The sequence below is a fragment of the Micromonospora sp. LH3U1 genome (assembly GCF_028475105.1).
Lineage (GTDB): Bacteria > Actinomycetota > Actinomycetes > Mycobacteriales > Micromonosporaceae > Micromonospora.
Genome location: NZ_CP116936.1, coordinates 1,480,497 through 1,504,608 on the forward strand (window position 1 = coordinate 1,480,497; position 24,112 = coordinate 1,504,608).

27 protein-coding genes are annotated in these 24,112 nt (G+C 72.0%); 18 read left to right on the forward strand and 9 right to left on the reverse strand.

Annotation, left to right across the window (positions count from 1 at the left end; all coding sequences use genetic code 11):
- The first annotated feature begins 85 nt into the window (after window positions 1-85).
- From PCA76_RS06905 to PCA76_RS06920, 4 genes are all read left to right on the forward strand, one after another.
- A complete protein-coding gene (locus tag PCA76_RS06905; protein WP_272616113.1) occupies window positions 86-1,252 on the forward strand; it encodes a sensor histidine kinase in 1,167 nt (388 codons plus the stop codon).
- Window positions 1,249-1,905 (forward strand): response regulator transcription factor, encoded by a 657-nt coding sequence (locus PCA76_RS06910; protein WP_272616114.1) that lies wholly within the window; start codon window positions 1,249-1,251, stop codon window positions 1,903-1,905. The genes PCA76_RS06905 and PCA76_RS06910 overlap by 4 nt, the downstream gene beginning before the upstream one ends.
- A 124-nt stretch (window positions 1,906-2,029) precedes the next feature.
- A complete protein-coding gene (gene ffh / locus PCA76_RS06915) occupies window positions 2,030-3,595 on the forward strand; it encodes a signal recognition particle protein (RefSeq protein ID WP_272616115.1) in 1,566 nt (521 codons plus the stop codon).
- Between the two features lie 69 nt (window positions 3,596-3,664).
- On the forward strand, window positions 3,665-4,744 hold the full coding sequence (locus tag PCA76_RS06920; protein WP_272616116.1) for an amidohydrolase family protein: 1,080 nt from the start codon (window positions 3,665-3,667) through the stop codon (window positions 4,742-4,744).
- 217 nt (window positions 4,745-4,961) lie between these two features.
- Here the strand turns inward: PCA76_RS06920 and PCA76_RS06925 are convergent, their stop codons facing one another.
- Complete coding sequence (locus tag PCA76_RS06925) at window positions 4,962-5,564, reverse strand: TetR/AcrR family transcriptional regulator (protein WP_272616117.1); 603 nt, start codon at window positions 5,562-5,564, stop codon at window positions 4,962-4,964.
- Window positions 5,565-5,692: 128 nt separating this feature from the next.
- On the opposite strand from PCA76_RS06925, the gene proS reads away from it, so the two are divergent.
- The 12 genes from proS (at window position 5,693) to PCA76_RS06985 (ending at window position 14,250) form a co-directional block, all read left to right on the forward strand.
- Window positions 5,693-7,099, forward strand: coding sequence for a proline--tRNA ligase (gene proS / locus PCA76_RS06930; RefSeq protein WP_272616119.1), 1,407 nt, complete (start codon window positions 5,693-5,695; stop codon window positions 7,097-7,099).
- A gap of 254 nt (window positions 7,100-7,353) precedes the next feature.
- Window positions 7,354-8,001: a DUF402 domain-containing protein gene (locus PCA76_RS06935; RefSeq protein WP_272616120.1), complete on the forward strand. Its 648-nt coding sequence runs from the start codon at window positions 7,354-7,356 to the stop codon at window positions 7,999-8,001.
- A 229-nt stretch (window positions 8,002-8,230) separates the two neighbouring features.
- The gene (gene rpsP, locus PCA76_RS06940) at window positions 8,231-8,755 is read left to right on the forward strand and encodes a 30S ribosomal protein S16 (protein ID WP_272616121.1); all 525 of its coding nucleotides are present in this window, start codon (window positions 8,231-8,233) and stop codon (window positions 8,753-8,755) included.
- A gap of 1 nt (window position 8,756) precedes the next feature.
- The gene (locus PCA76_RS06945) at window positions 8,757-8,990 is read left to right on the forward strand and encodes an RNA-binding protein (RefSeq protein ID WP_013284588.1); all 234 of its coding nucleotides are present in this window, start codon (window positions 8,757-8,759) and stop codon (window positions 8,988-8,990) included.
- Complete coding sequence (gene rimM, locus PCA76_RS06950; RefSeq protein WP_272616126.1) at window positions 8,990-9,556, forward strand: ribosome maturation factor RimM; 567 nt, start codon at window positions 8,990-8,992, stop codon at window positions 9,554-9,556. The genes PCA76_RS06945 and rimM overlap by 1 nt, the downstream gene beginning before the upstream one ends.
- Before the next feature lie 10 nt (window positions 9,557-9,566).
- Window positions 9,567-10,340: a tRNA (guanosine(37)-N1)-methyltransferase TrmD gene (gene trmD, locus PCA76_RS06955; protein WP_272616127.1), complete on the forward strand. Its 774-nt coding sequence runs from the start codon at window positions 9,567-9,569 to the stop codon at window positions 10,338-10,340.
- A 142-nt stretch (window positions 10,341-10,482) separates the two neighbouring features.
- The gene (rplS, locus tag PCA76_RS06960) at window positions 10,483-10,839 is read left to right on the forward strand and encodes a 50S ribosomal protein L19 (RefSeq protein WP_074317771.1); all 357 of its coding nucleotides are present in this window, start codon (window positions 10,483-10,485) and stop codon (window positions 10,837-10,839) included.
- 181 nt (window positions 10,840-11,020) lie between these two features.
- A complete protein-coding gene (gene lepB / locus PCA76_RS06965; protein WP_272616129.1) occupies window positions 11,021-11,890 on the forward strand; it encodes a signal peptidase I in 870 nt (289 codons plus the stop codon).
- Window positions 11,891-11,900: 10 nt separating this feature from the next.
- A complete protein-coding gene (gene lepB / locus PCA76_RS06970; RefSeq protein WP_272616130.1) occupies window positions 11,901-12,536 on the forward strand; it encodes a signal peptidase I in 636 nt (211 codons plus the stop codon).
- Window positions 12,537-12,590: 54 nt separating this feature from the next.
- Window positions 12,591-13,124, forward strand: coding sequence for an NUDIX hydrolase (locus PCA76_RS06975; RefSeq protein ID WP_442930246.1), 534 nt, complete (start codon window positions 12,591-12,593; stop codon window positions 13,122-13,124).
- Window positions 13,118-13,930: a ribonuclease HII gene (locus PCA76_RS06980; protein WP_272616134.1), complete on the forward strand. Its 813-nt coding sequence runs from the start codon at window positions 13,118-13,120 to the stop codon at window positions 13,928-13,930. The genes PCA76_RS06975 and PCA76_RS06980 overlap by 7 nt, the downstream gene beginning before the upstream one ends.
- On the forward strand, window positions 13,927-14,250 hold the full coding sequence (locus PCA76_RS06985; protein WP_007075222.1) for a DUF2469 domain-containing protein: 324 nt from the start codon (window positions 13,927-13,929) through the stop codon (window positions 14,248-14,250). The genes PCA76_RS06980 and PCA76_RS06985 overlap by 4 nt, the downstream gene beginning before the upstream one ends.
- Before the next feature lie 64 nt (window positions 14,251-14,314).
- Here PCA76_RS06985 and PCA76_RS06990 read toward each other — a convergent pair whose 3' ends face one another.
- A complete protein-coding gene (locus tag PCA76_RS06990) occupies window positions 14,315-15,457 on the reverse strand; it encodes a sulfite oxidase (protein WP_272616142.1) in 1,143 nt (380 codons plus the stop codon).
- 99 nt (window positions 15,458-15,556) lie between these two features.
- Window positions 15,557-16,189 (reverse strand): class I SAM-dependent methyltransferase family protein, encoded by a 633-nt coding sequence (locus PCA76_RS06995; RefSeq protein WP_272616143.1) that lies wholly within the window; start codon window positions 16,187-16,189, stop codon window positions 15,557-15,559.
- Between the two features lie 144 nt (window positions 16,190-16,333).
- Between PCA76_RS06995 and PCA76_RS07000 the strand changes: the two genes are divergently transcribed.
- Window positions 16,334-16,948 carry a murein hydrolase activator EnvC family protein gene (locus PCA76_RS07000; protein ID WP_272616145.1) on the forward strand — a complete coding sequence of 205 codons (615 nt, stop codon included), beginning with the start codon at window positions 16,334-16,336 and terminating at the stop codon, window positions 16,946-16,948.
- Here PCA76_RS07000 and PCA76_RS07005 read toward each other — a convergent pair.
- The gene (locus PCA76_RS07005; protein ID WP_272616146.1) at window positions 16,942-17,334 is read right to left on the reverse strand and encodes a nuclear transport factor 2 family protein; all 393 of its coding nucleotides are present in this window, start codon (window positions 17,332-17,334) and stop codon (window positions 16,942-16,944) included. The two genes, PCA76_RS07000 and PCA76_RS07005, sit on opposite strands and share 7 nt — an antisense overlap.
- A gap of 80 nt (window positions 17,335-17,414) precedes the next feature.
- Here PCA76_RS07005 and PCA76_RS07010 point away from each other — a divergent pair, with 80 nt between their 5' ends.
- The gene (locus PCA76_RS07010; RefSeq protein WP_272616147.1) at window positions 17,415-18,182 is read left to right on the forward strand and encodes a helix-turn-helix domain-containing protein; all 768 of its coding nucleotides are present in this window, start codon (window positions 17,415-17,417) and stop codon (window positions 18,180-18,182) included.
- Window positions 18,183-18,189: 7 nt separating this feature from the next.
- Here the strand turns inward: PCA76_RS07010 and PCA76_RS07015 are convergent, their stop codons facing one another.
- From PCA76_RS07015 to PCA76_RS07035, 5 genes are all read right to left on the reverse strand, one after another.
- Window positions 18,190-19,371, reverse strand: a complete 1,182-nt coding sequence (locus PCA76_RS07015) for an aminotransferase class V-fold PLP-dependent enzyme (protein WP_272616148.1) — start codon at window positions 19,369-19,371, stop codon at window positions 18,190-18,192.
- 43 nt (window positions 19,372-19,414) lie between these two features.
- Window positions 19,415-20,416, reverse strand: coding sequence for a tyrosine recombinase XerC (locus PCA76_RS07020; RefSeq protein ID WP_272616150.1), 1,002 nt, complete (start codon window positions 20,414-20,416; stop codon window positions 19,415-19,417).
- 367 nt (window positions 20,417-20,783) lie between these two features.
- Entirely contained in the window at window positions 20,784-22,040 is a 1,257-nt protein-coding gene (dprA, locus tag PCA76_RS07025) for a DNA-processing protein DprA (RefSeq protein WP_272616152.1), read from the reverse strand.
- Entirely contained in the window at window positions 22,037-23,557 is a 1,521-nt protein-coding gene (locus tag PCA76_RS07030) for a YifB family Mg chelatase-like AAA ATPase (RefSeq protein WP_272616154.1), read from the reverse strand. Before PCA76_RS07030 ends, dprA begins: the two co-directional genes overlap by 4 nt.
- Before the next feature lie 39 nt (window positions 23,558-23,596).
- Entirely contained in the window at window positions 23,597-23,956 is a 360-nt protein-coding gene (locus tag PCA76_RS07035; RefSeq protein ID WP_272616156.1) for a YraN family protein, read from the reverse strand.
- Between the last annotated feature and the right edge of the window lie 156 nt (window positions 23,957-24,112).

The following is a 24,112-nucleotide window of genomic DNA, read 5'->3' on the forward strand; positions in this document are numbered from 1 at the left end:
GGGGTGGGGGTACGTCTGGGGGCGTAGGTGCGGTCACGCTCGTGGACGGACGTCGGGGCGCGTCGGCGCGGGCAGAATGACGGCCATGTGGCGCAGCGGACAGCGGGGGTGGCAGGGGGCGGCGGCAGACGTCGCGCTCGCCCTGGTGCTGCTCGGGTTCGGGCTGCTCGCCACCGGCCTGGCCGGGAACAACCAGCCGGGGTCGAGGCCGGTGGACGCCGCCTGCCGCGCGCTGATCGCGGTCGCCGCGCTCGCCCTGCTGGCCCGGCGGCGCGCCCCGGTCGCCACCCTCGCCGCCGTCGCCGTGGCCATCTCGACGTACCTGGTGCTCGGGTACCCGTACGGGCCGATCCTGCTCACGTTCCTGATCGCGGTGTACACCGTCGCCGCCCGGCTGCCGGTGCGCCCGGCGGCGCTGGCCACCGCCGGGGCGTTCGTCCTGTTGTTGCCGCACGTCTTCTTCTCCCGCGGCCCGGCCCCCGGGTGGACGGGAGTGCTGCCCGCGTCGGCCTGGGCGGTCGTACCGTTCGCGGTGGGGGTGGTGGTGCGGGTCAACCGGGAGGCTGCCGCCCGTGACCGTGTCGAGCAGGCCCGTAGTCGCGCCGAACAGGCCCGGCGTCAGGCCGACGAGGAGCGGTTGCGCATCGCGCAGGAGGTGCACGACGTGGTGGGCCACGGGCTGGCCGCGATCAGCATGCAGGCGGAGATCGCCCTGCACCTGCTGCCGAAACGGCCGGAGCAGGCGGAGACCGCGCTGACCGCGATCAGTCGGACCAGCCGGGAGGCGCTGGACGAGCTGCGGGTCACCCTGGGCGCGGTACGGCGGGGTGCGGACCGTGGGCCGGTGCCCGGTCTGGCCCGGCTTCCCGCGCTGCAAGATCGGCTCGCCGGGGCTGGGCTCGCCGTGGAGCTGCGGGTGTCCGGTGATCATCGAGAGTTGCCGGTGCTGGTGGACCTTGCCGCGTACCGGGTGGTGCAGGAGGCGTTGACCAACGTGCTGCGCCATGCCGAGGTGGCCAGCGCCGAGGTGACCGTCGACTACCGCGCCGACGACGTGACCGTCGAGATCGTCGACCGGGGCAGCCTCGCCGCCCGGGGCGGGCTGGATTCGGCCGACGACGAGACCGCCGGGCACGGCCTGGCCGGGATGCGGGAGCGGGTGACCGCGCTGGGTGGCCAGTTGGCCATCGGGCCGCGGGCCGACGGCGGGTTCCGGGTGTACGCCCGGCTGCCCGTGGAGCCGGTCGCGTGATCCGGGTGCTGATCGCCGACGACCAGGACCTGGTCCGGCTCGGTCTGCGCGCGCTGGTGGAGAGCGAGGACGACCTGGCGCTGGCCGGCGAGGCGGCCGACGGGCTGCTGGCGGTCGAGCTGGCGCGTCGGGAACGCCCGGACGTGGTGCTGATGGACATCCGGATGCCCGGCATCGACGGCATCGAGGCGACCCGACGGATCGTCGCGGACCCGGACCTGACCGGTACGCGAGTGGTGGTGCTCACCACCTTCGAGCTGGACGAGTACGTCTTCGACGCGCTGCGGCACGGCGCGAGCGGGTTCCTCACCAAGGACACCCGGCCGGCCGAGCTGCTGCGCGCGATCCGGCTGGTCGCCGAGGGGGAGGCGCTGCTGTCGCCGTCGGTGACCCGCCGGGTGGTGCGGGAGTTCGCCACCCGGCCGTCCCGGGTGCTTCGTCCGCACCCCCGTCTGGACGCGCTGACCGACCGGGAGCGCCAGGTCGTCGGCCTGGTCGGCGAGGGCCTGAACAACGAGGAGATCGCCGCACGGTTGGTGGTCAGCCCGGCGACCGCGCGGACCCATGTCAGCCGGGCGATGGGCAAGCTGGGAGCCCGGGACCGGGCCCAGCTCGTCGTCTTCGCGTACCAGTCGGGGTTGGTATCGGGTTGACCGCGTCGGCGGGCCGGGCCGGGCGACAGCGGCCCTGCGGCCGGGCGGTTACCCTAGCGGTGGCCGGACTCCGCAGTGCCGGCCGCGTTGTGCCCGCCGGAACACTGACAAACGGGATGTTCGCGTGTTTGACACCTTGAGTGACCGCCTGTCCGGGATCTTCACCAAGCTCCGCGGCAAGGGGCGGCTCACCGACGCCGACATCGACGCCACCGCGCGCGAGATCCGCCTCGCGCTGCTGGAGGCGGACGTCGCGCTGCCGGTGGTCAAGGGCTTCATCGCGGCCGTCAAGGAGCGGGCGCGCAGCTCCGAGGTCTCGCAGGCGCTGAACCCGGCCCAGCAGATCATCAAGATCGTCAACGAAGAGCTGATCAACGTGCTCGGCGGTGAGGGGCGACGGCTCCAGTTCGCCAAGCAGCCGCCGACGGTGATCATGCTGGCCGGCCTCCAGGGTTCCGGTAAGACGACCCTCGCCGGCAAGCTGGCCCGCTGGCTCAAGAGCCAGGGGCACCAGCCGCTGCTCGTCGCCGCCGACCTCCAGCGCCCCAACGCCGTCGGGCAGCTCCAGGTGCTCGGTGGCCGGGCCGGCGTCGAGGTGTACGCCCCGGAGCCCGGCAACGGCACCGGTGACCCGGTGCAGGTGGCGCGGGCATCGATCGAGCACGCGAAGCGGGCGGCCCGCGACATCGTCATCGTCGACACCGCCGGCCGGCTCGGCATCGACGCCGAGATGATGCAGCAGGCCGCCGACATCCGTGACGCGGTCCAGCCGGACGAGGTCATCTTCGTCATCGACGCGATGGTCGGTCAGGACGCCGTTCGCACCGCCGAGGCGTTCCGCGACGGCGTCGGGATCACCGGCGTGGTGCTCTCCAAGCTCGACGGCGACGCCCGCGGTGGTGCCGCGCTGTCGGTACGCGAGGTGACCGGGCAGCCGATCCTGTTCGCCTCCACCGGAGAAAAGTTGGAGGACTTCGACGTCTTCCACCCCGACCGGATGGCCAGCCGGATCCTCGGCATGGGCGACGTCCTCACTCTGATCGAGCAGGCCGAGCAGGCCTTCGACTCCGATCAGAAGGAGAAGATGACCGCCAAGCTGATGGGCGGTGAGCAGTTCACCCTGGAGGACTTCCTCGACCAGCTCATCGCGGTGCGGCGGATGGGCCCGATCGCCAACGTGCTGGCCATGATGCCCGGCATGGGGCAGATGAAGGACCAGATCGCCGACCTGGATGACACCCACTTCGACCGGGTCACCGCGATCATCCGGTCGATGACCCCGGGTGAGCGGACCAACCCGAAGATCATCAACGGCTCCCGCCGGGCGCGTATCGCCAACGGCTCCGGGGTCACCGTGATGGATGTCAACCAGCTGCTCAACCGCTTCGCCGACGCGCAGAAGATGATGAAGCAGATGGGCGGCATGATGGGCCTGCCCGGTGGCGGCCGGCGTAAGGCGACCAAGAGCCCCAAGAACAAGCGCAAGGGCACCAAGGGTGGCGGTCGGCCGCGTACCGGGGCCGGAGCCGGAGCCGGCCTGCCGGGCGGCTTCCCGGGCGGAATGCCGCAGCTCCCGCCGGGAATGGACCCGAACGACCTCGCTGGTGGACAGGGCCTGCCGCCCGGCTTCAAGCTTCCGAAGATCGACTTCAACAAGCTTGGCAAGGGCGGCGACAACCGTCCCCGCTGACGCGTGTCGGTGAGGGCGGACGACGGGCTCCTCGCGCACGAAGGAGCTTGATCGGGTAGGACTGTGCGCATGGCTCTTCACGTGCGCGGTGTGCTGCTCCCCGACGACGAGGTACGGGATCTCTGGCTGGTCGGCGACCGGGTGACCTTCACCCCGGTGCCGGGTGCGGAGACGGTCGTCGACGGTGGTTTCGTCCTGCCGGGGCTGGTCGACGCGCACTGCCACCTCGGCATCGCCCGTGGTGGCGCCCCGATCACCTCGCTCGACCAGGCCCGCGAGTTGGCCCACGTCGACCGGGACGCCGGGGTGCTGGCGATCCGCGACGCCGGCTCGCCGTACCCGTACCCCGAATTGGACGACGATCCGGACCTGCCGCGACTGGCCCGCGCCGGCCGCCACGTCGCGCCGCCGAAGCGCTACCTGCGCGACATCGGCGTGGAGGTCGACGCGGCCGAGGTGGCGTCCACGGTGGCCGCGCAGGCGCGGGCCGGCAACGGCTGGGTCAAGCTGGTCGGCGACTGGATCGACCGGGGCGTGGGTGATCTGTCGCCGGCCTGGGACGCGGACACCCTCACCGCCGCCGTCCAGGCCGCGCACGACGCCGGGGTACGCGCCGCGGTGCACACCTTCTCCGAGTCCGCTGTCGAGATCATGGTGCGGGCCGGTGTCGACTCGGTGGAGCACGGCACCGGGTTGAGCCTCGACCTGATCGACGAGATGGCCCGCCAGGGCACCGCACTGGTCCCCACGATGATCAATATCGCCACCTTCGGGGGTATCGCCGAACAGGCGCGGGACAAGTTCCCCGGGTACGCCGAGCACATGCTCGCACTGCGGGACGGCTTCCCCGAGGTGGTGCGCGCCGCGCACGAGGCGGGCGTGCCGATCTACGTGGGCACCGACGCCGGTGGCGGCATCGACCACGGGCTGGCCGCCGAGGAGATGCTGCTGCTGCACGAGCGGGCCGGCATGGCACCGATCGACGTGCTCGCCGCCGCCTCCTGGGGCGCCCGGGAGTGGCTCGGCTTCCCCGGCCTGGTCGAGGGTGGCCTCGCCGACCTGACCGTCTACCCCGAGGACCCCCGCCGCGACCTGCGCGTCGTCCGCGCGCCCTCCCGCACGATCCTCCGCGGCCGCATCGTCCGCTGACCCGCTGACCTGTGTCGCGCCGCGCTGGCCTGTGTCGCGCTGGTCCGCGCTGGTCCGCGCCGCGCAAGATCGCGCTCGATCCAGGAAGTAGGGGCCTCGGCGTCGTGGGATGCCACTACATCCAGGATCGAGCGCGATCTTGCAGGGGTGGGCTCGCTGGGGAAGGTTCCGCGCAACATCAGGGATGTTGCTGCCTCCCGCGCGCGGGGCGTGGGGGTCAGAGGGCCGGGCGGGCCGCGGCGCTGAAGAGGCGTACGGCGAGGTCGGCCAGGGCCGTGGCGGTCTGCTCGATCGGGTCCTGGGGAAGCACGATGTGGCTGACCACCAGGCGGACGATGGTGTCGGCGGCGAAGGCGAGTGCGGCCGCGTCCGCCCCGGGCAGGTGGTCGCCGGCCCACTCGATCAGCGCGCCGGACGCCTCGGTGAGCACCACCTCGGCCCGGGTGGTGAGGTACGGCAGCAGCTCGTCCGACCCGCCTCGGGCACTGGTCAGGATTGCCTTGACCAGCGGGTTGTCGGCCGCTGCGGCGAGGGTGTGCGCGATGGCCGCGTACGCGCCGGCCCGCACGTCGGTGCCGTGGGCGAGCAGCGCGGCACGGACGTCGCCGACGAAGCGGTCCACCTCAGCTCGGGCGAGGGCCTCGGCGAGCCCCGCTTTGCTACCGAACTCGTTGTAGACGGTCTGCCGGCTCACCCCGGCCGTGGTGGCCACCCCGCCCATCCGGACCGCGTCCCACCCGGCGGCGATGGTCCGCGCGCGGGCGGCGTCCACGATCGTGTCCCGCAGCCGCTGGCGCGGCGAGTCCGTCGAGGTAACCATGGTGGTCGAATTCTACGGGTGCACCGTCGACCCGCCAGCGCCGTCACGACCGCTGCGCGAAGCGGGCGACACGGCGCGGCGACTCCCGGACGCGGTGTCCCCCCGCGTGGCGCATAGGATGTGCGGTCATGGCACGCGTGCTCACTCCCCGTGCGGAGGATTTCCCCCGCTGGTACCAGGACCTCATCGCCAAGGCAAAGCTGGCCGACAACGGCCCGGTTCGCGGCACGATGGTCATCCGACCGGCCGGCTATGCCATCTGGGAGCGTATGCAGCTCGAGATGGACGCCCGGATCAAGGCGGCGGGAGCCGAGAACGCGTACTTCCCGCTGTTCATCCCGGAGAGCTACCTCAAGCGCGAGGCGCAGCACGTCGAGGGCTTCTCGCCGGAGCTGGCGGTCGTCACGCACGGTGGCGGCAAGCCCCTCGCCGAGCCGGTGGTGGTGCGCCCCACCAGCGAGACGGTGATCGGCGAGTTCATGGCCAAGTGGATCGACTCGTACCGGGACCTGCCGCTGCTGCTCAACCAGTGGGCGAACGTGGTCCGGTGGGAGCTGCGCCCGCGGATCTTCCTGCGTACCAGCGAGTTCCTCTGGCAGGAGGGGCACACCGCGCACGCCACCCGTGAGGACGCCCGTGCGTACGCGCGGCGGATCCTGCACGAGGCGTACGAGGACCTGATGGTCAACGTGATCGGCATCCCGGTCGTGGTGGGCCTGAAGACGGCGCGTGAGCGGTTCGCCGGCGCGACGGCCACGTACACCTGCGAAGGCATGATGGGCGACGGCAAGGCGCTCCAGCTGGGCACCAGCCACGAGTTGGGCCAGAACTTCTCCAAGGCGTTCGACATCAGCTACTCCTCGGCCGAGGGCGGCCGCGAGCACGCCTGGACCACCTCCTGGGGCACGTCGACCCGGATGCTCGGCGGCCTGATCATGGCGCACGGCGACGACAACGGCCTGCGCGTGCCGCCGAGGCTGGCGCCGATCCAGGCGTACGTCATGGTGGTCAAGGATGGCGAGGGTGTCGCCGAGGCGGCGGCCAAGCTGCGCGACAGCCTGCGCGACGCCGGTGTCCGGGTCGCGCTCGACGACCGGACCGACACTCCGTTCGGCCGCCGGGCCGTCGACGCCGAGCTGCGTGGCTATCCGGTACGCGTCGAGGTCGGCCCCCGTGACCTGGTTGCCGGCAACGCGGTGGTGGTGCGTCGCACCGACGGGTCGAAGTCCCCGACGCCGGTGGCCGACGTGGTTGGCGCGGTGCTGGCCGCGCTGGAGACCGACCAGCAGGTGCTGCACGACCAGGCGCTGGCCAACCGCGAATCGCGCACGGTGGAGGTGGCCACCCTCGCCGAGGCGATCGAGGCCGCCGCAACCGGCTGGGCGCGGGTGCCGTGGTCGGCGGTCGGCGTGGCCGGCGAGGCCGAGGCGAACGGTCAGGGCGTCACGGTGCGCTGCCTGCTGCGCGCCGATGGTTCGGTGCCGGATTCCGAGGACGAACCCGACCTGATCGCCATCCTCGCCCGCGCCTACTGAAGTGCGCCCCTAGCGAACACCCCCGCGATCACCCCCCGCCCCCGCGATCGCCCCGCCCCCGCCCCCGCCGCCCTCCGCCGCCCCCCCGGCCTCGTCGATCTAGGGCACACGGTCGTTAGTTGATCTCTGTCAACAACGATATGCCCTAGATCAACGGGGTGGGGGTGCGGGGAGGGTGCGCGGGGAGGGGTGGGTGCGGCGGGGTGGGTGCGGCGGGGTGGGTGCGGCGGGGTGGCGTGGGAGGGGTGTGTGGGGTGGGGTTTGGGGTTGGTCGGCTGATTTTGCACCGGAACGTGCGGCACGGTCGGATCGGGTGGGTACGGCCGGGCCGCGTGGTCAGCGACGACGACCGGGGCCTGCTGATCTGGATCGCCCGGGACTCGCCGGTGGCCCACGAGGTCACCGAGGCGGGGCTGGGGATGCGGGCGATGCCGTTCGCCCAGTGGATCTCGTCGACGTACCGGTTGGCGGGCGGGCGCTGGGACGGCCCGCCGCTGCTGAAGTTCCTGCCCACCGGGGCGGCGCACTCCGTCTGGTGGTTCCGGGACGCGCGGGGCCGGTTCGCCAACTGGTACGTCAACCTGGAAGAGCCTGGTGTCCGCTGGGACGACGGCCCGGTGGCCGGCATCGACGTGGTTGACCAGGACCTGGACGTGGTGGTGCGCCCGGATCTCAGCTGGGACTGGAAGGACGAGGACGAGTTCGTCGAGCGGCTCGCCTTCGGTGACGACTACTGGGTGACGGACGAGAAGGCGGTTCGCGCCGAGGGGGAGCGGGTGATCGCGCTCGCGGAGGCCGGCGAGTTCCCGTTCGACGGCACCTGGTGCGACTTCGCACCCCCGCCAGACTGGGACGTACCGGATGAACTTCCACCGGGATGGGACCGTCCGCCGGTGCGTTGAGAGGTGTTCCAGGTCACCGGTGACGCGGTGTCCGGGTCCGATGCGTGCGATCGGCATCGAGTCTGGCAGAATGGGTCGCTGGTATCCGGCGCGCGTCCGGCGCCCTCTAACCCGGGCACGTCGCTAGTCCACCGAGTAGTCTCCGGCCCAACCCCACGGGTCCGGTCGGCGCTCACCCATGCACACCGCCCGTACGGGCTGGTGAGATCGCAACAGGAGCGAAACAACTGTGGCCGTAAAGATCCGGCTCCTGCGGATGGGCAAGATCCGCAACCCGCAGTACCGCATCGTCATCGCCGACTCGCGCACCAAGCGTGACGGTCGGGCGATCGAGTTCGTCGGGATTTACCAGCCCAAGGAAGACCCTTCGATCATCGAGGTCAAGTCGGAGCGGGTCCAGTACTGGCTGTCCGTCGGCGCTCAGCCGAGCGAGGCGGTGCAGCGGCTGCTGGAGCTGACCGGTGACTGGCAGAAGTACAAGGGTCTGCCGGCCCCGCCGCCGCTGTTGGTCGCCCCCGAGCGGGCCGACCGCAAGGCGGCGTACGAGGTTGAGGCGAAGGCCGCCGCCGGGCTCGCCCCGGAGACCCCGGCCAAGCCGGCCAAGAAGGCCGCCAAGGCTGCTGAGGCTCCGAAGGCTGAGGATCCGAAGACCGAGGCTGAGGCTGAGGCTCCGAAGACCGAGGCTGCGGCTGAGGCTCCGAAGGCTGACGCTTCTGCTGACGCCCCGGCCGCCGCTGCCGGTGAGCAGGCCTGACATGCCTCTGCGTCCGGCGTTGGAGCACCTGGTCAAGGGAATCGTCGACCACCCGGACGACGTCCGGGTGCGGATGGTCGATTCCCGTCGGGGCAAGCGGCTCGAAGTCCGCGTGCACCCCGAGGACCTCGGCACTGTGATCGGGCGGTCCGGTCGGACCGCCAAGGCGCTGCGCCAGGTGATCGGCTCCATCGGCGGGCGCGGGGTACGCGTCGACATCGTCGACTCGTACTGATGCAACTCGTCGTTGGCAGGATCGGCAAGCCGCACGGCATCCGCGGTGAGGTCACCGTGGAAGTGCGGACCGACGAGCCCGAGGCACGGTTCGCCCCCGGCACAGTGCTGCGCACTGAGCCGGGGGCGACACCCCCGACGGCCGCGACCGCGCCTGAGGATGAGCCCGGGGTACCGTTCCGGGTTCCGGCGGAGCTGACCATCGAGGAAGCCCGCTTCCACCAGGGCCGGATGTTGGTCGCGTTCGACGGCATCCCGGACCGCAGCACCGCCGAGGCGCTACGCGGGACGCTGCTCGTGGTGGACAGCGCCGACGTGGCCCCGCCGGATGATCCCGAGGAGTTCCACGATCACCAGCTGGTCGGGTTGGCCGTGGTGACCCTGGCCGGCGAACGGCTCGGCGAGGTTGCCCGGATCGACCACGCACCCTCCTCCGACCTGCTGGTGCTGCGGCGCCCCGAGGGGCGTACGGCGTTGATCCCGTTCGTCCGGGCGATCGTTTCGGAGGTCGACCTCGCCGGTGGACGTGTGATCGTCGACCCGCCAGCCGGACTGCTCGACCTTTAGGACCACCCCCATGCGCGTCGACGTCGTGTCGATCTTTCCGGAGTACTTCGCCCCGCTGGACCTGTCGCTGATCGGGCGGGCGCGGGCCAACGGCGTACTCCAGCTTGCCGTGCACGACCTGCGGACCTGGACCCACGACGTGCACCGCACGGTCGACGACACCCCCTACGGCGGTGGTCCGGGGATGGTGATGCGCCCGGAGCCGTGGGGTGAGGCGCTGGACGCGCTCGCGCCGGCCGAGGCCCCGCCGCCCCGGCTGCTGGTGCCGTCGCCGGCCGGTGCCCCGTTCACCCAGGCGATGGCGTACGAGTTGGCCGCCGAGTCGCATCTGCTCTTCGCCTGCGGGCGCTACGAGGGGATCGACCAGCGCGTGCTGGCGCACGCCGCCACCCGGATGCCGGTCACCGAGGTCTCGCTCGGTGACTACGTGCTCTTCGGCGGGGAGGTCGCGGTCCTGGTGATGCTGGAGGCGGTCACCCGGCTGCTGCCGGGGGTGCTGGGCAATGCGGGCTCGCTGGACGAGGAGTCGCACGCGCACGGGCTGCTGGAGGCGCCGATCTACACCAAGCCGCCGAGCTGGCGTGGGCACGACGTGCCGGAGGTGCTCCGCTCCGGTGACCACGGCAAGATCGCTCGCTGGCGGCGCGAAGAGGGTCTGCTGCGGACTGCCGCCCGACGTCCGGACCTGCTCGCGGCGCTGCCCGCCGATCGGCTCGACAAACGGGACATCGCTGCCCTGGACCAGGCCGGATTTCAGCCACCGGCGGGGGATGTGGCAAAGTAGGGGGGTTGCCGCATCCGTCCGCGCCCGCGGGCGGCTGCGAGGATTCCCGATCGGGGTCGGCACGCCGGCACCACCCGGGGATCAGAACCACCCACCCGCGCACCGAATGACGGTGCGCCGTGAGCCTTACGAGGACGCAGCGATGAACATCCTGGACGCCCTTGACGCCCAGTCGAAGCGGACCGACCTTCCCGACTTCCGGGCCGGTGACACCGTCAAGGTGCACGCCCGAGTCGTCGAGGGCAACCGGTCCCGTGTCCAGATCTTCCAGGGCGTCGTGATCCGTCGCCAGGGTGACGGTCTGCGCGAGACCTTCTCGGTCCGCAAGGTCAGCTTCGGTGTCGGCGTCGAGCGGACCTACCCGCTCAACGGCCCGGGCATCGACCGGATCGAGATCGTGACCCGTGGTGCCGTGCGCCGCGCCAAGCTGTACTACCTGCGCGAGCTTCGCGGCAAGAAGGCCAAGATCAAGGAGAAGCGGGAGAAGCAGCCCAGCTGACTTCCCGCTCGCCACGCCGCCCGAGCTGCGCGTATGCCGTACCGCCCAGACCGCACTACCCTGGTCGTACGGGCGCAGCGAGGCGGCAGGCCCACCCCTGTGGTGGGCAGCTGTCCACTACCGCCCGTGGGGCCTCGACGAGGCTCCCGGGCGGTGGTGTTTCTGCGGACCGGGGAGTGGCGTGGTGCAGACGCTTGACGAGGACGGCACCGTCGATCCGTGGCGCCGACGGGCCCGGCGTGGCCGCCGGCAGATGCCCCTCTGGCAGGAGCTTCCGCTGCTGCTGGTCGTCGCGTTCTGCCTGGCGGTGCTGATTCGCACGTTCCTGCTTCAGGCGTTCTTCATCCCGTCCGGCTCGATGGAGGACACGCTCCTCATCGGGGACCGGGTGCTGGTCAACAAGGTCGTCTACGACGTCCGTGACCCGGTGCGTGGCGAGGTGGTGGTCTTCCGGGGCACCGACCGCTGGGCACCGCAGGTCGACGAGCAGCCGGCGCCGGGCTTCGCCGGCAAGCTCACCCGGACTGTCGGCGATCTGGTCGGCGTGAGCCGCCCCGGTGAGAAGGACTTCATCAAGCGGGTGATCGGCCTCCCCGGCGACCGGGTCAAGTGCTGCGACAGCCAGGGTCGGGTGACCGTCAACGGCACGCCGCTCAACGAGCCGTACGTCCTGCGGAACTCTCCACTGGACCTGCCGCCCAACCCGTCGGAGTGCCGCTCCCGGCGCTTCGACGAGGTCGTCGTACCGCCCGGTCAGATCTTCGTGATGGGCGACCACCGTGAGGTCTCCCAGGACGCACGCTGCCAGGGCCCGGTGCCGATCGACAACGTGGTCGGCCGGGCCTTCATGGTGGTCTGGCCCTCGTCGCGGTGGAATCCGCTGTCGGTGCCGTCGACGTTCGACGACGTGTCCGGGCCGGCCACGGCATCCTCCGGCGCACCCCCGGTGCGACCCACCCCGCAGGGCGGTGCGCTGCTGATTCTTCCGTTGGCAGCCGCACTACGGGGTTACCGCGCGTTCCGGACGGTGCCGTCCAGTCGGGCAACGTAGGCTCCTTGGCGTGATTGACGAGCAGACCGACAAGCCGCGCAGCTCCTTCTGGAAGGAGCTGCCGATCCTGCTGGGTGTGGCGATCCTGGTCGCGGTGCTGGTCCGCGCCTTCGTGCTGCAGACCTTCTTCATCCCCTCCCCGTCCATGGAAAACACTCTCAAGATCGATGACCGGGTGTTGGTCAACAAGCTGGTATACGACTTCCGATCGCCGCATCGCGGTGAGGTGATCGTGTTCAAGGCTCCGATCGAGTGGAGCGGCAACCCCGACGGTGAGGACTTCATCAAGCGGGTCATCGGCACCCCCGGCGACCACGTGGTCTGCTGCGACCCGCAGGAACGCCTGATGATCAACGGCAAGTCGCTGGACGAGCCGTACATCTTCTCGATGGACGGGATCCGCGACAAGCCTGCCGACCAGGAGTTCGACATCACCGTGCCGGAGGGCCGGCTGTGGGTGATGGGCGACCACCGCTCGGCCTCCGGTGACTCGCTGGAGCACTGGCAGCAGTCCGGGCAGAACATCACCGAGGCCACCATCCCCGAGGATGACGTGGTCGGGCGGGCGTTCACCGTCTTCTGGCCGTTCAACCGGGCCACCTGGCTGACCGTGCCGGATCAGTACGACGGTATTCCCAAGCCGTAGACCGACGGGGGCGTGGGCGATCCGCCATCGGTCTGGCAGGCTGGGGCGGTGAACGTGAGCGCGAGGAGTGAGCTTGCGAGCCCCGCAGTCGCGAACAGCAGCAACCGTGTCTACACCCCTCGACGCGCGGCTCGCGTGCTGCTCGTCGACGCGGCCGGCCGGGTCCTGCTGTTCGAGGGCTTCGACCCGGCACGACCCGGGCACCGCTACTGGTTCACCCCGGGCGGCGGGCTCGACCCGGCGGAGTCCCCGGCCGCGGGCGCGGCTCGGGAGTTGGCCGAGGAGACCGGCCTGCGACTCGACCCGGCCGAGTTGGGTGAGCCGGTCTGGTCCGACACGACCGAGTTCCCGTTCGACGGCACCTGGTACCGCCAGGAGCAGGACTTCTTCCTCTTCCGGGTGCAGTCCTGGCAGGTGGACACCGCAGGCTTCAACGACATTGAGCAGCGCAGCATCGCCGGCCACAACTGGTGGCTGCCCGACGAACTGGCGGCCAGCGGTGAGCGCTTCTACCCGTCCGAGTTGCCCGCCCTCCTGACCCGGCTGGGGCAGTCGAGGACACCCGATCAGGGTGGGGCGCCGTGCTGACCCCGCCGCGCACCGTCGTGCGGCGCGAGGCCGGGCTGTACGCCCTGGAACGGGCGCTGCAGCGGCGCGGCTTCCGGCACGTCGCCGGTGCCGACGAGGCGGGTCGGGGCGCCTGCGCCGGTCCGCTGGTCGCCGCCGCGGCGGTGCTACCCGAAGGTCGGCGTGGCGAAATCGAGGGCCTCGCCGACTCGAAGCTGCTCACCCCGGCGAGCCGGGAACGGGTGTACGCGGAGGTGGTGGACCGCGCACTCGCGTACGCCGTGGTGGTCATCCCTGCGGAGGAGGTCGACGCCCGGGGTCTGCACGTGTGCAACCTGGCGGCGATGCGCCGGGCGCTCGCCTCGCTCACCACGCGCCCGGAGTACGTGCTGACCGACGGCTTCGGCGTGGACGGCCTGGGTGTGCCCGGGCTGGCGGTGTGGAAGGGCGACCGGGTGGCCGCCTGCGTGGCCGCGGCCAGCGTGCTCGCCAAGGTCACCCGTGACCGGATGATGGTGGAGATGGACGGGGTGTTCCCGGCGTACGGCTTCGCCGAGCACAAGGGCTACATCACCCCGGAGCACTCCGCGGCGCTGCGGGAGCACGGGCCGTGCCGGGAGCACCGGTTCTCGTACGTCAATGTCGCCGCGGTCTCCGGCCGCGACGGCCGGCCGCCGCGCGCCCGACGGCCCGGCGGCCACAGCACGCAAGAGCCGATGGAGCGCTTGTGGGCGTCAGGGGGTACCGTCGGCGTGGCGTTGGGCGAGCAGCTTCGGCCTCCGACGTCGGTGGGGGAAGATGTGGCCATGGAAGGCGGAGTGCGATGAGCGCGGAAGATCTCGAGAAGTACGAGACCGAGATGGAGCTGCAGCTCTACCGGGAGTACCGCGACATTGTCCGCCAATTCTCGTACGTGGTGGAGACGGAGCGTCGGTTCTACCTGGCCAACCAGGTCGACCTGCACGTGCGCAACTCCGACGGCGAGGTCTACTTCGAGGTCGAGATGCACGACGCATGGGTGTGGGACATGTACCGTCCCGCCCGCTTCGTGAAGAACGTCCGGGTGATGACCTTCAAGGACGTCAACGTCGAGGAGCTGGAGAAGCCCGACATCTCGCTGCCCGCCGACTCCGGCTTCGGCGGCTGACCGCGCCCGAGCCGGCCAGCCGCACCACGGGCCCCCCACCCGTGGCGTAGCACCTGCCGGACGATCACTCGGCCGGCACCACGACCTCGACCCGCTGCACCAGGTTGTTGGCGAAGCCGCCCCGGTTCCACGGCTGCTCCACCGGCTGGGTCCGCCCGGACGCGTCGGTCGCCCGCGCGCCGAGGACGTACCGACCGGGCGTCGCGACCCACTCGTGTCGCCAGCGCCGCCAGGCGAAATCCCCACCCTCCGCCGGGTCCAGCTCGGCCGGTGCCCAGCTCTCCCCGCCGTCGGTGGTGACCTCCACGGCAACCACCGGCGCGTGCCCCGACCAGGCCCGACCGTCCAGGGTGCACGGTCCCGGCCGCAGCACCCGGCGACGGGACATGAAGTCGGGAAAGCCGGGCGGTCGGACCAGCGCACGCGGCTCGATCCGCGTGACCGGCACGCCCGGGTCGTCGGCGTCCCGGCGCACCCGGTAGGCCACCGCGTTCTGGTACCCCTCGAACGGTTCGGTCCGAATCTCGATGGAGTGCACCCACTTCACGTGCGCCATGCCGTACCAGCCCGGCACGATCAGCCGCAGCGGCGCGCCGTGCTGCGGCAGCAGGGGAGCGCCGTTCATCTCGTACGCCAGCAGCACCTCCTCGCGCAGCGCGTCGGCGACCGGCAGCGCCCGCTGGTAGTCCTGCTCAATCCCGCGCTCGACGCCGTGATCGGCGCCCGTGAAGACCACGTCGATTGCGTCCGGCCCGAGGCCCGCCTCGCGCAGCAGCGGCGCCAGCGGGGTGCCGGTCCACTCGGCGTTGCCGACCGCCTCGACCAGCCACGGCTGGCTGACCGGTCGGGGGTGCAGCAGGGCTCGACCGTTGCCGGCGCACTCCAGCGTCACCTGGTGGGTGACCCGCGGCCGCTCGCGCAGCTCGGCAAGCGTGACCGTCAGCGGCCGGTCCACCGCGCCGCCGATGGTCAGCGTGTGCCTCGCCGGGTCGAGCTCCGGGATGTCGTAGTGGATCAGCAGGTAGTGCAACCCAGCCGGCGTGACGTCGTAGCGCAGCGCCTCCAACGGGATGCCGTGGTTACGGGCGGCGAGTTGCAACTCCTCGGCGCTGATCGCCTCGTCCGGCTCCGCGAGCCGCGACGGGCCGCTCACCTCGGCCACCGTCGGCCCGTTCGGGGGCGGCGTCCGGTCGTCGACAGTGGTCATGCGGGCCTCCCGGTCCAAACGGCGGCACCCGCCGTACGCGGCCCAGCCTAGGCCCTCGGCGACGGCCCGAAAACGGCCCGGCGGCACGGCTGGGTGGGGTCAGCGGGGGAGGAAATGGAACATCGTCACCCCGGAGGGCAGCCGCCGGGGATGGCCGAGGTGCCGGTGTACGCCGACACCCACCTGTGCCGCCGGGGTGCTGGCCGCGATCTGCGCGAACCCTTCCTGCGCGAACCAGTCGCAGATGACCGGCACCAGATCGGGCTCGCGCCGGTGCCGCGTCCAGATCACCGTGCCGCCGTTCGCGCAGAGTGCGGCGCAATGCCCGACGGTGGCCCTGACGTCGGCGTCCGACACGTTGCCGAACACCCCGCAGAGCAGCACCAGGTCGGCCGGGACCAGATCGGCGTACGCGTCGGTCAACGCGGCGTCGCCCACCACCACCTGCACCCCGGTCAGCCCGGCCGCCCGCGCGGCGTCCTCGGCTGTCGCGGCGTTGCGCCGGTCCAACTCGACCAGGCGGGCGGTCACCTCCTCGCGGCGCGGGTGCGTTGCGAGCACCGGGATCAGGTCCCGACCCTGACCGGCGCAGGCGCTGACCATCCGCAGCGGCCCGGCCGGCGCCCGGTCCAGGGCCGCCCGGACCTGCTCCTGCACCTCGGTCAGTCGGGCGGCCAACGCCGACCCCGGCTGGTCGTAGTCCTCGTGCCAGGAGAGCCAGTCCCGAGTCATCGGCCCAGCATAGGCAGCGCCCACCAACCCCTGGACATAACAGATCATCGAAGCCTTCGGGTGGTCGTCCACAGGTCCTCCGGTCATCCACAGCTCGGTCTGCCGGGCTGGCGGACGACCCGGCTCTGGCCGAAGGCTGCCGTCATGCGACCGCCATCCGCGCCGTGCGTCGGCTCGATCCGCCGTACCGTGCTGCTCTGCACCGCGTTGCCACTCGCGCTGACCGTCCAGCTCTGCGGGCTGGCCGTGCTGGTCGCCGCCGTGCCCGGCAGTCCACCGTCGGGCGCGGTGCCGGTGCCTGTCGCGGCGGGCGTCGGGCCGGGGCGGTTCCGCTGGCCGGTCGACGGGCCGCCTCGTCCGGTGCGCCGCTTCGACCCGCCGCCCCGGCCGTGGCTTCCCGGCCATCGGGGTGTCGACCTGGCCGCCCCGGCCGGAGCGGTGGTCCGCAGCGCCGGCCCGGGCACCGTGCTCTTCGCCGGTCTGGTGGCCGGCCGCCCGGTGATCACCGTGGGGCACGCCGACGGGCTGCGGACCACCCACGAGCCGGTCCGACCAGCCGTGCGCCCCGGACAGCCGGTCGCCGCCGGCGCACCACTGGGTGAGCTGCTGCCCGGGCATCCGGGTTGTCCAGCCGAAGCGTGCCTGCACTGGGGCCTGCGCCGGGGCACGGAATATCTGGATCCGCTGGCACTGCTCGGCCTCGGTCCGGTGCGACTGTTCCCGGTCGGCGGTGCCGGTGCCAGGGGATTCCGTCAGTGATGAGCAGGTTCCCACCACGTCACATTGGCGGCTGCGTGGGCCACCGGTTCGATGATTTCCCATATCTCTGCGATGGACCCGTCGGCGATGCGCAAGACGTCGACGACCACGATCTCCGGTCCCCCGTCGGGCAGCCGGCGTCGCGAGTGCACCACGACGTGGTCACCGTCGGCCAGCAGGTGAAGGATTTCGACCTGCATGCCGACGGTCGGGCCCAGCAGCGCGGCGCGGACTGCGGCGAGCCATTCCGCCCTGGTCGAGGTTGTCGAATCCGGTCGGTGGTGGATGAAGTCGTCGCTGAGGGACGAGGCGAGCGTGTCGACGTCGCCCTTCTCTACCAGCCCTGCCAACGCCTGCTGGACGATGCTCTTGTTCTCAGTGGTCATGGACCCAAGTGTTTGCCCGGCCCGTTCGGCTGTCGATGAACTCGCACTTCATGGCGTCCGTCGCGACGATGAGTACGCTCATGATCGTGTATACGGTCGGGCAACTCCTGCGGCAGTGGCGGCAGCGCCGGGGGATCAGCCAACTCGACCTGGCGATCGCCGCGGATGTCTCGGCCCGTCACGTCAGCCTGGTCGAGACCGGCAAGTCCAAGCCGAGCGCGGACATGATCCTCCGGCTTGCCGACCAACTCCACGTGCCGCTGCGGGATCGCAATCAGCTGTTACTCGCCGCCGGCTTCGCGCCCCGATACACGGAGCGTCCGCTCGACGACACCGCCCTGTCGGCTGCCCTCGACGCGGTCCGCAGGGTGCTTCGGGCGCACGAGCCGTATCCGGCGCTGGTCTTCGACCGCCGGTGGAACATCGTGATGACCAACCGCGCGGTCGACCCGTTCTTCGCGCACGTCGCACCCGACCTGTTGCGGCCACCGGTGAACCTCGTTCGGCTGGGCCTGGACCCGCGCGGGCTCGCTTCCATGGTCGTCAACCTGGCAGACGTGCGTGCGGTGTTCCGCAGCCGGATCTCGCGCCAGCTCGCCACCGCTCCCGACGCGGAGCTCAGCGCACTCTACGAAGAACTGCTGAACCCTCTGCCCGAGGACCCGACGGGCCAACGGGTCGACGCCGACGTGGTGATCCCGATGATCCTCCGAATCGGCGGACGAGAGCTGCGGCTGTTCTCGACCATCACCACCTTCGGCACCCCGATGGACATCGCGATCGACGAAATCGCGATCGAGTCCTACTACCCGGCAGACCCGGAGAGCGCCGCCTACTTCACGGGATAGCGCACTGTCAGCGCTGGGCGAGCAGTGCGGGCAGCCGCACGGCCAGCCGTTCGTACTCGTCGACGGTGTTGTAGACCTGACCGGTGAGCCGCAGCCACCCCCGGCCGGTCCAGCTCATCACCGCCACCTCGGCGGCGAGTCGCTCGGCGATCCGCGTCTGCAACGCCCGCGCCGCGTCGATGGTGGTGGCCATGCCAGCCGGCAGCGGCATGATGCGCAGAGACACCGCCGGCCCGCCGGGGTCGGGCAGTTGGGCGGGCGGCACCCCCAGAGCGTCCCCCACCACCCGCTGGCCGTACGCGGCGAGCGCGGCGTTGTGCGCCTGCACCCGGTCGACGCCGAGGCTCCGCAGCGTGAACAGGCCCGCCGGGGCGGCCAGCCAGGACGTGTAGTCGAGGGTCGCCTGCCATTCGACCCGGGCCGGGAAACCGGACTCCTGCTCCCAGGAGACCACCAGTGGCTCGATCCGGTCCCGCCACTGCGGCGCCACCGCCAGCAGGGCGGTCCCGCGCGGGGCGTACGCCCACTTGTGCAGGTTGCCCACCCAGAAGTCGGCGCCGATGCTGGCCACCGGTGTGGGCAGCATGCCGGGGGCGTGGGCGGCGTCCACCAGGACCGGCACGCCGTGTTCGTGGGCCACCCCGACGATGGCGGCGGCCGGGAAGAGCCTGGCGGTGGCCGAGGTGAGCTGATCGACGACGAGCAGTCGGGTCCGCCCGGGGCGCAGGCCGGCGCGGATGATCTGCACGAGCTGCTCGTCGGTGGCGTCCAGTGGAATCGGCAGGACCCGGCTGACCGCCCCGGTACGACGGCACTCGCGCTGGATGGCCAGGCTCACCGCCCCGTACCCGTGGTCGGTGCTGAGCACCTCGTCGCCGGGTTGCAGGCCCATCGACTGGAGCACCACGGCGACGCCGGTGGTGGTGTTACCCACCAGGGCGCTGCCGTCGGGGTCGGCGCCCAGGAACCCGGCGAGGTGCCGGCGGGTGTGCGCGATCCGGTCGACCAGCCCCTGGGTGAAGAAGCGCAGGGGGTTGGCCTCCATCTCGTCGCGCAGCCGCTGCTGGGCTCGCTGCACACTGATCGGGACCGCGCCGAACGACCCGTGGTTGAGGTGGCTGACCGCCTGGTCCAGTGAGAAGAGCAGGCGGGCGCCCGGGATCGGCTCAGGGGGCTGCGGGACGGTCACCCGATGATCGTAACCGCCGGGTCTCTCGCCCTCCGGCCCTTGATCAGGCGCGCGGATGGGCCTGGCGGTAGGCGGCGCGCAGCCGCTCCACCGAGACGTGCGTGTAGATCTGCGTGCTGGCCAACGACGAGTGGCCCAGTAGCTCCTGGACGGCACGCAGGTCCGCACCGCCCTCCAGGAGGTGGGTGGCCGCGGAGTGGCGCAGACCGTGCGGACTGGTCCGGGGCAGGCCAGCAGCCTCGGCGTACGCACCGACGATCTGACGCGCGGTCGTCGGGTTGAGCCGACCACCCCGGGTACCAAGTAGCAGCGCGTCGCCGGAGCGGGCGCCCACCATTGCCGGGCGGCCCCGGCGTAACCAGTCGTCCAACGCCCGCTGTGCGGGCACCCCGTACGGCACCGAGCGCTCCCGTCCGCCCTTGCCGAACACTCGGATCACCCGCCGGCCGTGGTCGACGTCGCCGACATCCAGCCCGCAGGCCTCGCTGACCCGTACGCCGGTGGCGTAGAGCAGTTCGAGCAGCACCCGGTCGCGCAGCGGCACTGCCTCGGTCGTGGCCTCTTCCGTTGCGTTCGATCCCGGTCCCGCTGGTGGTGATTCCGCAGTCGGCGCCTGCCGGGCTGGCGCCTCGACCAGAGCGGCCGCCTGGTCGGCGCGCAGAACGCTGGGCAGCTCCCGGTGTGCGCGCGGGCTGGCCAGCGCGGCGCCCACGTCGGCGGGGAGCAGCCCGGCCCGGTGCGCCCAGGCGCTGAACGCCCGCGCCGACGCGGCCCGCCGGGCCAACGACGTGCGGGCCGCACCGGTGGTGCGCTGCCGCGCCAGCCAGCTACGCAGCACCGACAGGTCCAGGTCGGGCAGGTCGACGCAGCCCATCCGGACGGCGTGGTCGAGCAGGGAGACGAGATCGGTGACGTACGCGCGGACGGTGTGCGCCGACCGGTTACGAACCCGGGACAGGTGCTCGGCGAAGTCGTCGACCGCCTCACGCAGCGCCGGCGGTAGTGCCTGGTGCATGGCCCGGGTCCCCCGGTCCGGCCGGCTCATCGCGGTGGCACCGGTCGTAGCGGTCGCGCCCGGGTGCTGGCCCGTCGATCGGCCCAGGCACCCTCACCAACAGCTGACACGGCACCAGAGTACGGCCGATCGTTGTGCGCGACCGGCCGCGACGGGTGCCGGTGTTCGTCGGCCCGACTAACGGCGGTTGGTCTTCTTGATCAGGAGTATGACCAAGCCGCCAATGAGTGCGGCGGAGGTTACGAGACAGCACAGCGTGGCGATGTGCCACGGCTTGATAGCACCCATGACCGCGCACGGTACCGATAACACCGCCTGTCGGGGTGCCCGCCCGCTGCAGAGATCCCCTCGCTGCCCTCGGCGCCGAGGGGGCGGCGTGACCATTCGCGCAAAGGGGCTAGACGAGGGGTCGTCCCCCGCCAGCACCCTGGGCTGACCCGGACGTTTTCGCCGCCGACGGCGCAGAGGCCCCGCGCTTCGGTTTGGCGGGCGGGGTGAGGGTGTAGCCGTCGTCGCGACGGACCACCATGGACAACTCCTCCAGCAGGGACAGCTTGCGCAGCGCGGTCCGCAGGTCGACACCGGCGCGGGCGGCGAGCCGGTCCACGTCCATCGCCCCCCTGCGCGGCAACGCCTCCAGCAGCGACCGCGCGTCGTCGTCGAGCGTGTCGGCCGCCCGCTGCGGTCCTCGTGCCGGCGGGGCCAGGTCCGCGCCGATCCGGCCCACCTCCTCGAGCACCTGCGCCACGCCGGTGACCAGCCGGGCCTTGGTGGGGAACTCGCGGAGTAACTCGTGCGCGCCGACGGACATCGCCGAGGTCACCGGCCCCGGCACCACCATGGCCACCCGATTGGTGAAGATGGCTCGCCGAGCGGTCTGCGTCGCGCCGCTGCGGGCCGACGCCTCCACCACGACGGTCCCCAGGGTGCCTCCGGCGATCACCCGGTTGCGGATCAGGAAGCGGGGCCGCAGCGGCTCGGCACCGGGCGGCCACTCGCTGACCAGCAACCCGGTGTCGGCGATCCGGTCGAAGAGCGCGGCGTTGCCCATCGGATACGGCCGGTCCAGTCCACAGGCGAGCACCGCGACCGTCAGGCCGCCCGCGTTGAGGGCACCCCGATGGGCGGCAGCGTCGATGCCGAACGCGCCACCGGACACGACCGTCCAGTCCCGCTCGGCCAGCCCGTACGCCAGCTCAGTGGCGACGTGCTGGCCGTAGCCGGTGGCCGCCCGCGCCCCGACCACGGCGACCGAGCGCTCCAGGGCCTCGCCCAGCGGCCAGCTTCCGCGTACCCAGAAGCAGAGCGGTGGGGCGGTCTCACCGTCCACCCGGCGGGTGACGTCCGGCAGGTGCAGCGTGGCCAGGCCAGCCACCCGGGCTGGCCACTCCTCGTCGTCCGGCGTGACCAGCCGGGCACCGAGCCGGTCCGCCCGGTCCAACGCCTCCGCCGCCACCGCCCGGGCGTCACCGGCCGCCGACCGGGCGGCCACCGTGGTGTGCAGCCAGCCGTCCGGGCTGCCGCCGTCGAGCAGCAGGTCCAGGGTCGCCACCGGTCCGAGCCGTTCGACCAGGTGGTGCACCGCGCGGGTGCCCGGCTCGGCCAGCCAGGTCAGGGCGACCCGAGCAAGCCTGCGTTCCTCGTCGGCGCTCACGTCGCCTCCCCCGTTCGTAGTTGGATCGCTTCCCGGACGTCGTTCAGGTCTGGCCGGTCCCGGCCGTCCAGGTCAGCGATGGTCCAGGCCATCCGGATCACCCGGTCGAAGCCGCGTGCCGACAGCGAGCCGGAGTCGAGCCGGCCACGCAGTTCGGCGGTGACCTTCGCGGGCAGCCGCCACGGCGGTCGGCGCAGGAGCGGACCGTCCACCTCGGCGTTGAGCCGCCGGCCGAGACCGGCCCAGCGGGTGGCCGCCGCCTGTCGGGCCGCCGCAACCCGGGCGGCGACCGTCGCCGAGGGCTCGGCGTCACCGTCGGGTGCCATCAGCTCCGCCGCCCGCACCGGCATCAGCCGCACCTGCACGTCGATCCGGTCGAGCAGCGGCCCGGAGAGCCGGCCCAGGTAGCGGCGGCGGGCCAGCGGGGTGCACTCGCAGTGCGCGTCGCCGGCCGGCTTGGCACAGGGGCAGGGATTGGCGGCCAGCACCAACTGGGTCCGGGCCGGGTAGACGGTGCCGCCCCCGCTGCGACTCAGGTGGATGCGGCCGTGTTCCAAGGGCTGGCGCAGTGCCTCCAACGCGCCCTTGGTGAACTCGGGGGCCTCGTCGAGGAAGAGCACGCCGCGGTGCGCCAGCGACACCGCCCCGGGTCGGGCCAGCCCCGAGCCCCCACCGACCAGCGATGGCACCGTCGCGGTGTGGTGCGGTGCCTGGAACGGTGGGCGACGCAGCAGTTGACCGCCCGGTGGCAACAGCCCGGCGACCGAGTGCAGGGCGGTCACCTCCAGCGCCGCGTCGTCGTCCAACTCGGGCAGGATCGACGGCAGCCGTTCGGCGAGCATCGTCTTGCCGGCACCCGGCGGGCCGAGCAGTGCCACGTGGTGCCCGCCGGCGGCGGCGACCTCCAACGCGCGCCGGCCCATCTGCTGCCCGGCGACCTCGGCGAGATCCGGCCCACCGACCATCGGTGCCGGGGTGGCCGTTGGCGGCTCGATCAGCGGGGTCCCGTCACGAACGAAGGCGACCAGGCGGTGCAGGGTGTCCACCGCGCGCACCCGTACCCCGGGGATGACCGCGGCCTCGGCGGCGTTGCCGACCGGAACGATCACGCGACCGACGCCGGCCTGGGCTGCGGCGGCGACCATCGGGAGCACGCCGCGCACCGGCCGGACCGTCCCGTCCAGCCCCAACTCGCCGAGGACCACCACCCCCTCCAGTGGGAGCAGAGGCAGCTCACCCGAGCCGCCCAGCAGCGCCGCGGCGATGGCCAGGTCGAAGGCCGAACCGAATTTTGGCAGCGTGGCGGGCAGCAGGTTGAGGGTGATCCGCCGGTTGGGCCAGCGCTGGCCGGAGTTGACTACGGCCGCGCGCACCCGGTCGCGGGCCTCGTGCAGGGCGGTGTCCGGCAGACCGGAGATCACCACCGCCGGTAGGCCGGCGGCCAGGTCGGCCTCCACCTCGACCAGGTGGCCGGTGACCCCGACCAGGCCCACGCAGAGCACCTTCGCGTAGCTCATGGCGCGGCACCGCCAGCTCGACGTCCCGGTCCGCGCATGTCAGAACGCGCCCTTGAGGTGGTCGACCTGCGCCGGACCGGCATCGGGCAGCCGCACCGACAGCACGTCGAAACGCACCTCCTCGGCGGTCGTGCCGGTCTCGGTCAGCCAACGCGCGGCGAGCCCACGCAGCCGGCGGGCCTTGGCCGGTACGACAGCCTCGGCCGGTGTGCCGAAGTCATCGCCCCGGCGGGTCTTCACCTCGCAGAAGGCGAGCACCGGCCCGTCCCACGCGATGATGTCGATCTCCCCGGCCGAGCAGCGCCAGTTTCGGGCGATGGGGCGCAGCCCCGCCTCGGTCAGGTGCCGGGCGGCGCACCGCTCGCCGTACGCGCCAACCGCCTGGTTCCGCTTAGTCATGGACGGCACGGTGCCCGCCAGGGTGCGATCGCCGCGACCCCGGCGATGGCCCGTCTGTGGACAAAGGGTGTCCTGTGGACAACCGAACGATCAAGCCGGCGCTGTGCTACCGACGCCGTCCCACCCCACGGCGATCTTGCAGTATCGGTCGCCGGA

What these genes read in the sequence shown, in the direction of transcription:
- PCA76_RS06920 (WP_272616116.1), top strand. Translation starts at nt 3,665, where the DNA reads ATGGCTCTTCACGTGCGCGGTGTGCTGCTCCCCGACGACGAGGTACGG.
- PCA76_RS07030 (WP_272616154.1), bottom strand. Translation starts at nt 23,557, where the DNA reads ATGAGCTACGCGAAGGTGCTCTGCGTGGGCCTGGTCGGGGTCACCGGC.
- PCA76_RS06925 (WP_272616117.1), bottom strand. Translation starts at nt 5,564, where the DNA reads ATGGTTACCTCGACGGACTCGCCGCGCCAGCGGCTGCGGGACACGATC.
- PCA76_RS07035 (WP_272616156.1), bottom strand. Translation starts at nt 23,956, where the DNA reads ATGACTAAGCGGAACCAGGCGGTTGGCGCGTACGGCGAGCGGTGCGCC.
- PCA76_RS06990 (WP_272616142.1), bottom strand. Translation starts at nt 15,457, where the DNA reads ATGACCACTGTCGACGACCGGACGCCGCCCCCGAACGGGCCGACGGTG.
- proS (WP_272616119.1), top strand. Translation starts at nt 5,693, where the DNA reads ATGGCACGCGTGCTCACTCCCCGTGCGGAGGATTTCCCCCGCTGGTAC.
- PCA76_RS06905 (WP_272616113.1), top strand. Translation starts at nt 86, where the DNA reads ATGTGGCGCAGCGGACAGCGGGGGTGGCAGGGGGCGGCGGCAGACGTC.
- rplS (WP_074317771.1), top strand. Translation starts at nt 10,483, where the DNA reads ATGAACATCCTGGACGCCCTTGACGCCCAGTCGAAGCGGACCGACCTT.
- trmD (WP_272616127.1), top strand. Translation starts at nt 9,567, where the DNA reads ATGCGCGTCGACGTCGTGTCGATCTTTCCGGAGTACTTCGCCCCGCTG.
- PCA76_RS06945 (WP_013284588.1), top strand. Translation starts at nt 8,757, where the DNA reads ATGCCTCTGCGTCCGGCGTTGGAGCACCTGGTCAAGGGAATCGTCGAC.
- PCA76_RS07010 (WP_272616147.1), top strand. Translation starts at nt 17,415, where the DNA reads ATGATCGTGTATACGGTCGGGCAACTCCTGCGGCAGTGGCGGCAGCGC.
- PCA76_RS06995 (WP_272616143.1), bottom strand. Translation starts at nt 16,189, where the DNA reads ATGACTCGGGACTGGCTCTCCTGGCACGAGGACTACGACCAGCCGGGG.
- PCA76_RS06985 (WP_007075222.1), top strand. Translation starts at nt 13,927, where the DNA reads ATGAGCGCGGAAGATCTCGAGAAGTACGAGACCGAGATGGAGCTGCAG.
- PCA76_RS07000 (WP_272616145.1), top strand. Translation starts at nt 16,334, where the DNA reads ATGCGACCGCCATCCGCGCCGTGCGTCGGCTCGATCCGCCGTACCGTG.
- rimM (WP_272616126.1), top strand. Translation starts at nt 8,990, where the DNA reads ATGCAACTCGTCGTTGGCAGGATCGGCAAGCCGCACGGCATCCGCGGT.
- PCA76_RS07020 (WP_272616150.1), bottom strand. Translation starts at nt 20,416, where the DNA reads ATGAGCCGGCCGGACCGGGGGACCCGGGCCATGCACCAGGCACTACCG.
- PCA76_RS07005 (WP_272616146.1), bottom strand. Translation starts at nt 17,334, where the DNA reads ATGACCACTGAGAACAAGAGCATCGTCCAGCAGGCGTTGGCAGGGCTG.